Annotated in this window: 7 protein-coding genes and 1 other RNA gene; all 8 read left to right on the plus strand. The window is 60.7% G+C overall.

The features are described 5' to 3' along the window. The first annotated feature begins 180 nt into the window (after nucleotides 1–180). On the plus strand, nucleotides 181–1086 hold the full coding sequence (gene rsmI / locus OQK_RS16000; protein ID WP_016773267.1) for a 16S rRNA (cytidine(1402)-2'-O)-methyltransferase: 906 nt from the start codon (nucleotides 181–183) through the stop codon (nucleotides 1084–1086). Between the two features lie 73 nt (nucleotides 1087–1159). Then, an RNA gene (rnpB, locus tag OQK_RS28890) (RNase P RNA component class A) lies at nucleotides 1160–1513 on the plus strand. A 402-nt stretch (nucleotides 1514–1915) separates the two neighbouring features. Further along, complete coding sequence (gene mraZ, locus OQK_RS16005) at nucleotides 1916–2371, plus strand: division/cell wall cluster transcriptional repressor MraZ (RefSeq protein WP_007917012.1); 456 nt, start codon at nucleotides 1916–1918, stop codon at nucleotides 2369–2371. Continuing rightward, nucleotides 2368–3315: a 16S rRNA (cytosine(1402)-N(4))-methyltransferase RsmH gene (gene rsmH / locus OQK_RS16010; protein ID WP_016773268.1), complete on the plus strand. Its 948-nt coding sequence runs from the start codon at nucleotides 2368–2370 to the stop codon at nucleotides 3313–3315. The genes mraZ and rsmH overlap by 4 nt, the downstream gene beginning before the upstream one ends. After that, entirely contained in the window at nucleotides 3312–3605 is a 294-nt protein-coding gene (gene ftsL / locus OQK_RS16015; RefSeq protein WP_016773269.1) for a cell division protein FtsL, read from the plus strand. Before rsmH ends, ftsL begins: the two co-directional genes overlap by 4 nt. After that, nucleotides 3605–5344: a peptidoglycan D,D-transpeptidase FtsI family protein gene (locus OQK_RS16020; protein ID WP_174823877.1), complete on the plus strand. Its 1740-nt coding sequence runs from the start codon at nucleotides 3605–3607 to the stop codon at nucleotides 5342–5344. The genes ftsL and OQK_RS16020 overlap by 1 nt, the downstream gene beginning before the upstream one ends. Continuing rightward, nucleotides 5344–6807 (plus strand): UDP-N-acetylmuramoyl-L-alanyl-D-glutamate--2,6-diaminopimelate ligase, encoded by a 1464-nt coding sequence (locus OQK_RS16025; protein WP_016773271.1) that lies wholly within the window; start codon nucleotides 5344–5346, stop codon nucleotides 6805–6807. The genes OQK_RS16020 and OQK_RS16025 overlap by 1 nt, the downstream gene beginning before the upstream one ends. Then, on the plus strand, nucleotides 6800–7142 hold a 343-nt coding region (locus tag OQK_RS31340), incomplete at its 3' end, for a Mur ligase domain-containing protein (RefSeq protein WP_038860998.1). The genes OQK_RS16025 and OQK_RS31340, both read left to right, overlap by 8 nt.

The following is a 7142-nucleotide window of genomic DNA, read 5'->3' on the forward strand; positions in this document are numbered from 1 at the left end:
CATGTAAGTGTTCCTGATACTCGATCAAATTAGCGTGGAATTGTACCCAAGCACTGGCCGGGGCGCGATGTTACTGGCGTGAATCGGTCAATTTAGCTGGAGTAAATGTTGCGGCAGCGCACAACCGGGCGAAAAACCGCACTCGGCCGGAGCGCATCGCAAGCCTCATGACGCGCTACAATGGCCGCTTTTACCGATCACGAGGTGTGCGCTTTGACTGCTCCAGGTCCTTTGAATTCCGCTGCTGGCTCGCTTTATGTGGTGGCGACGCCCATCGGCAACCTGGACGACATCAGCGCCCGGGCCTTGAAAATCCTCCGTGAAGTGGCGCTGATTGCAGCGGAAGACACCCGGCATTCGGCGCGCCTGATGCAGCACTTCGGCATTGGTACGCCGCTGGCCGCATGTCACGAACACAACGAACGGGATGAGGGTAGCCGCTTTATTACCCGGTTGCTGGCGGGCGACAACGTCGCGCTGATCTCCGATGCCGGCACGCCGCTTATCTCCGATCCGGGTTATCACCTGGTGCGTCAGGCCCGTGCGGCCGGCATCAACGTGGTGCCGGTGCCGGGTGCCTGCGCTTTGATCGCGGCGCTGTCGGCGGCGGGATTGCCGTCCGACCGTTTTATCTTCGAAGGTTTCCTGCCGGCCAAGTCGGTCGGACGCAAAGCGCGTCTGGAAGCGGTTAAAGAAGAACCGCGCACGCTGATTTTCTATGAAGCGCCGCATCGCATTCTCGAATGCCTGCAGGATATGGAAGCGGTGTTTGGCGGCGAGCGTCAGGCTCTGCTGGCGCGGGAAATCACCAAAACCTTCGAAACCCTCAAAGGCCTGCCGCTCAGCGAACTGCGTGCGTTCGTCGAGTCCGACAGCAATCAGCAGCGCGGCGAGTGCGTGGTTCTGGTGGCCGGCTGGACGGCGCCGGAGTCGGAGGACGCGGTCAGCAGCGAAGCCATGCGCATCCTCGATTTGCTGCTTGAGGAAATGCCGCTCAAGCGCGCCGCCGCACTGGCAGCGCAAATCACCGGCGAGCGCAAAAACGTGCTGTATCAGGTGGCGCTGGATAAACAGAAAGGCGTGTAAGCCGTCGCCCATGGCGTTCCTGAGGGTTTTAGCGCTTGTTCTTCCGGCGCTCTGCCGTTAACCTTCGCGGCGGAGAGTCGATCGGACAGTCGCTGCCCTCTATGAAAATTAGGGGGGGGAGGAAAGTCCGGGCTCCATAGGGCGAAGTGCCAGGTAATGCCTGGGAGGCGTGAGCCTACGGAAAGTGCCACAGAAAATAACCGCCTAAGCGCGCAAGCGCCGGTAAGGGTGAAAAGGTGCGGTAAGAGCGCACCGCACGTCTGGCAACAGTTCGTGGCTAGGTAAACCCCACTTGGAGCAAGACCAAATAGGGTCCCAAGGCGTGGCCCGCGCTGGGACCGGGTAGGTTGCTAAAGATGTCCAGTGATGGCCATCGTAGACGAATGACTGTTCAAGACAGAACCCGGCTTACAGATCGACTCTCCACCTTTTTCTTTCCCTGCTTGAAACAAAAAAGACGCGGCTGTGTAATATCAGTCGGCCTGGTCTGAAATTCCGGCAGCGGCAAACGCGGTAATAGCCTTTTCCCACCCTGCTTCAATCAACAGCCGAAGCGCCTTTGTAATACCGAAAAAATCTTACTCTTAACAAACTACTTTAACTTTCGAGCGCAGCTTTCAGTGCTGCATCAAGTTATTGGTCGAAACTTCACGTCAGATTCTCGTTGAGCCTCCTTTTACGTCGCTAAATCTCCGTTCTGTAAGGCTTTTCCTTTAATCCGCGCCTTGACGGTGTGGTGGGCGCATTCCTATAGTGTGCGCAAGTGGCGGAAAGTGGCATGAAGTGGGTTTTTTGAGCTCAAAACGATAAAAATTGGAGAAACGCTGACGTGTTTCGCGGAGCTAACGCTATCAGTCTCGATGCAAAGGGCCGTCTCGCCATGCCGAGCCGGTACCGTGACGAGCTCGATTCGCGCAGTTCCGGCCAATTGATCGTGACCATTGATGCCGTTGATCCGTGCCTGTGTGTCTATCCGCTCGATGAGTGGGAAATTATTGAAACCAAGTTGCGCGCACTCCCTTCGCTTCGCGAAGAGAACCGTCGCCTGCAACGTTTATTGATTGGTAATGCCGTCGACCTCGAACTCGATGGCAGTGGTCGTTTCCTGGTTCCGCCGCGTTTGCGCGAATACGCCAAGCTCGATAAGCGCGCGATGCTGGTCGGCCAACTGAACAAGTTCCAATTGTGGGACGAGGATGCATGGAATGCGGTATCTGCCGCTGACCTTGCTGCTATTCAACAACCGGGCGCGATGCCTGATGAACTGCGTGATTTGATCCTGTGACTATTGATAGCGGCTTTAACCACATCACCGTACTGCTTGACGAGGCCGTCGAGGCTCTCGCCGTACGTCCTGATGGCTGCTATCTGGACGGCACGTTCGGGCGCGGCGGGCACAGTCGGTTGATCCTCAGCCAGCTCGGGCCGGACGGTCGACTCATCGGATTCGACAAGGATCCTCAAGCGATTGCCACCGGGCAAACGCTAGCGGCCGAAGACGGCCGCTTTGTCGTTGTGCAGCGCAGCTTTGCCGAGCTCGGTTCGGTGGTTGCCGAGCAAGGCCTGACCGGCAAGGTCAGCGGCATTCTGCTCGACCTCGGCGTGTCGTCGCCGCAGCTCGATGACGCCGAGCGCGGCTTCAGTTTCCTCAATGACGGCCCGCTGGACATGCGCATGGACCCGTCCCGTGGCATCAGCGCTGCCGAATTCGTCAACACCGCGCCGGTGGAAGAAATAGCCCGGGTGTTCAAGGAATACGGCGAAGAACGTTTCTCCGGGCGCATGGCCCGTGCCGTTGCCGAGCGCCGTGACATCAAGCCGTTCGAGCGCACCGCCGATCTGGCCGAAGTGCTGAAAGTCGCCAACCCGGCGTGGGAAAAGGGCAAGAACCCGGCTACCCGCGCGTTCCAGGGTTTGCGCATTCACGTCAATAACGAACTCGGCGATCTGGAAGCCGGCCTCGACGCCGCGCTTCAAGCGCTGGAAGTTGGCGGCCGTCTGGTGGTCATCAGCTTCCACTCGCTGGAAGACCGCATCGTCAAACTGTTCATGCGCAAGCTGGTGAAAGGCGAGGCCGACAATCTGCCGCGCAACCTGCCGGTTCGCCACGTCGCCTTCGAACCGAAAATCAAAATCCACGGCAAAGCGCAGACGGCCTCCGACGCCGAACTCAAAGCCAACCCACGTTCCCGTAGCGCCGTCATGCGTGTCGCGGAGAAGTTGCGGTGAGCAAGCTTTTCGCCAAACCACTGCCCGGCGGCAGCTTTCTGATGCTGCTGCTGTTTATCGGCGTGCTGTTTTCGGCCATTGCTGTGTCGTACAGCGCGCACTGGAACCGGCAGTTGCTCAACACCCTTTATAACGAACTCAGCGTGCGCGACAAGGCGCAGGCCGAGTGGGGGCGGCTGATTCTCGAGCAGAGCACCTGGACCGCGCACAGCCGCATCGAAGTGCTAGCCACCGAACAACTGAAAATGCACATCCCTGGCGCGGCTGACGTGAAGATGGTGGCGCCATGATGAAACTCGAAGGCGCACTGTTCCCATGGCGCTTCCGCCTGATGGTGGCGCTGCTCGGCCTGATGGTCGCTGCGATCTGCTGGCGCATCATCGACCTGCAAGTGGTCGACCGTGACTTCCTCAAAGGGCAGGGCGACGCGCGCAGCCTGCGCCACATTCCGATTCCGGCGCACCGTGGCCTGATCACCGACCGTAACGGCGAGCCTCTGGCCGTCAGTACGCCAGTGACCACGCTGTGGGCCAACGCCAAGGAAATGCAGTCGGCCAAAGAGAAGTGGCCGGCACTTGCCGCCGCGTTGGGCCAGAACCCGAAAGCCCTCAGCGAGCGCCTCGAAGCCCAGGCCAACAAAGAATTCATTTATCTGGTGCGCGGGCTGACCCCCGAGCAGGGCCAGGCTGTGCTCGATCTGAAAGTGCCGGGCGTCTATGGCATCGAAGAATTCCGCCGCTTCTACCCGGCCGGTGAAGTCACCGCGCACATGGTCGGCTTTACCGACATCGACGATCACGGTCGCGAAGGCGTCGAGCTGGCCTATGACGAATGGCTGGCCGGGGTGCCGGGCAAACGACAAGTCATCAAGGATCGCCGTGGCCGGCTGATCAAGGATGTTCAGGTCACCAAAAACGCCAAGGCCGGCAAGCCCTTGGCGTTGTCGATTGATCTGCGTCTGCAATACCTGGCCAACCGCGAACTGCGCAACGCGATCATCGAGAACGGCGCCAAGGCCGGCAGTCTGGTGATCATGGACGTGAAGACCGGCGAGATCCTGGCCATGGTCAACCAGCCGACCTACAACCCGAACAACCGTCGCAACCTACAACCGGCGATGATGCGCAACCGCGCCATGATCGACGTGTTCGAACCGGGTTCGACCATGAAAGCCATTTCCATGAGCGCGGCGATCGAAACCGGCCGCTGGAAACCGAGCGACACCGTCGAGGTGTATCCGGGCTCGTTGCAGATCGGCAAATACACCATCAAAGACGTGTCGAAGACCGAAGGGCCGGTGCTCGATCTGACCGGCATCCTGATCAATTCCAGTAACGTCGGCATGAGTAAAGTCGCCTTCGATATCGGCGGCGAAACCATTTTCCGTCTCGCGCAGAAAGTCGGCCTCGGTCAGGACACCGGCCTGGGCTTCCCCGGCGAACGTGTCGGCAATCTGCCGAACTACCGCGAATGGCGCAAGGCTGAAACTGCAACCTTGTCTTACGGCTACGGTATTTCCGTGACCGCGATCCAGCTGGTGCATGCGTTCTCGGCGCTGGCCAACAACGGTCGCCTCGCGCCACTGACCCTGATCAAAACCGACAAGATGCCGCAGACCACCCAAGTGCTGCCGGAAGCCGTGGCAAAAACCATGCAGGGCATGTTGCAGCAAGTGATCGAAGCGCCGCGCGGCGTGTTCCGTGCGCAGGTGCCGGCTTATCACGTCGGCGGCAAGTCGGGTACCGCGCGCAAGACCTCGGTCGGCACCAAGGGCTACGCGGAAAACTCCTACCGTTCGCTGTTCGCCGGCTTCGGCCCGATGAGCGATCCGCGTTACGCCATCGTTGTGGTGATTGATGAGCCAACCAAGGCCGGTTACTTCGGTGGCCTGGTGTCGGCGCCGGTGTTCAGCCGTGTGATGTCCGGCACCCTGCGCCTGATGAACGTGACCCCGGACAACCTGCCGACCACCCAACAGGCCAATGCCACCCCGGTCGTTCCGCTGAAAGCCAATGGAGGGCGCGGCTGATGTCATTAAGTCTGAACAAGATATTTCCCCACGCCGGCCACGATTTGTTGATCCGTGAACTGGCGCTGGACAGCCGCAACGTGCGCGCCGGCGATCTGTTTCTTGCTGTACCCGGTGGCCGCTTCGATGGCCGTGCGCACATCGCCGATGCCTTGCAACGCGGCGCGGCTGCCGTGGCTTATGAAGTCGAAGGCGCCACCGTGCTGCCGATCACTGACGTGCCGCTGATTCCGGTCAAAGGTCTGGCGGCGCAGCTGTCGGACATCGCCGGGCGTTTTTACGGTGAGCCGAGTCATCACCTGAACCTGATTGGCGTCACCGGCACCAATGGCAAGACCAGCGTGACCCAACTGGTCGCGCAGGCGCTGGATCTGCTCGGCCAGCATTGCGGCATTGTCGGTACGCTGGGTTCCGGCTTCTATGGCGCGTTGGAAAGCGGCCTGCACACCACGCCGAACCCGATTGCCGTGCAAGCGACCCTGGGTGACCTGAAAAAGGCCGGCGCGAAAGCCGTGGCCATGGAAGTCTCGTCCCACGGTCTGGATCAGGGCCGGGTCACCGCGCTGGCCTTCGACGTGGCGGTGATGACCAACCTGTCCCGCGATCACCTGGATTATCACGGCACCATGCAGGCGTACGCCGAGGCCAAGGCCCGGCTGTTCGCCTGGAATGACCTGAAGTGCCGCGTGGTCAACCTCGACGACGATTTCGGCCGGCAACTGGCGGCGGAAAAGCGCGAGTCGCGTTTGATCACCTACAGCCTGCTCGACAGCAGCGCCTACCTGTTCTGCCGCGAAGCGCAGTTCGACGACCACGGCGTACGCGCCACGCTGGTAACGCCGCAAGGCGAGCACCACCTGCGCAGCACGCTGCTCGGGCGTTTCAACCTGAGCAACGTGCTGGCCGCAGTCGGCGCCTTGCTCGGTCTGGATTACGCCCTCGACGAAATTCTCAAAGTGCTGCCGAAGCTCGAAGGCCCGGCCGGTCGCATGCAGCGTTTGGGTGGTGGCACGCAGCCGTTGGTGGTGGTCGATTACGCCCACACCCCGGATGCACTGGAAAAAGTTCTCACCGCACTGCGCCCGCACGTCAAAGGTCAACTGCTGTGCCTGTTCGGCTGCGGCGGTGATCGCGATCGTGGCAAACGTCCGTTGATGGCCGAAGTGGTCGAACGTCTGGCTGACCAAGTGCTGGTCACCGACGACAACCCACGCACCGAAGATCCTGCGGTGATTTTCGACGACATCCGCGCCGGTTTCACCGCTGTGGATAAGGTCACCTTCGTCGCCGGTCGCGGCCAGGCCATTGCGCAATTGATTGCTGGCGCAACCGCTGATGACGTGATTGTGCTCGCCGGCAAAGGTCACGAGGACTATCAGGAAATCAACGGCGTGCGCCATGCCTTTTCCGATCTGGTCGAGGCCGATCATGCCCTGACCGCGTGGGAGGTGGCCCATGCTTAAGGCCCTGACACTCAGCGAATTGACCAACGCGCTCGAAGCCCGTTTGATTGGCGCTGACGCGAGTTTCGACGGCGTCAGTATCGACAGCCGCGCCATTCAGCCCGGCCAGTTGTTCATCGCCCTGACCGGCCCGCGTTTCGACGGTCATGATTATCTGAACGACGTTGCCGGCAAAGGCGCCGTCGCGGCACTGGTCGAGCGCGAAGTCGCCGACAGCGCGCTGCCGCAATTGCTGGTCAAAGACACCCGTCAGGCGCTGGGCCAACTCGGCGCGTTGAACCGTGCTGCGTTCACCCAGCCAGTGGCGGCGGTGACCGGTTCCAGTGGCAAGACCA

It is taken from the genome of Pseudomonas sp. R62 (genome assembly GCF_000257605.1).
Lineage (GTDB): Bacteria > Pseudomonadota > Gammaproteobacteria > Pseudomonadales > Pseudomonadaceae > Aquipseudomonas > Aquipseudomonas atacamensis.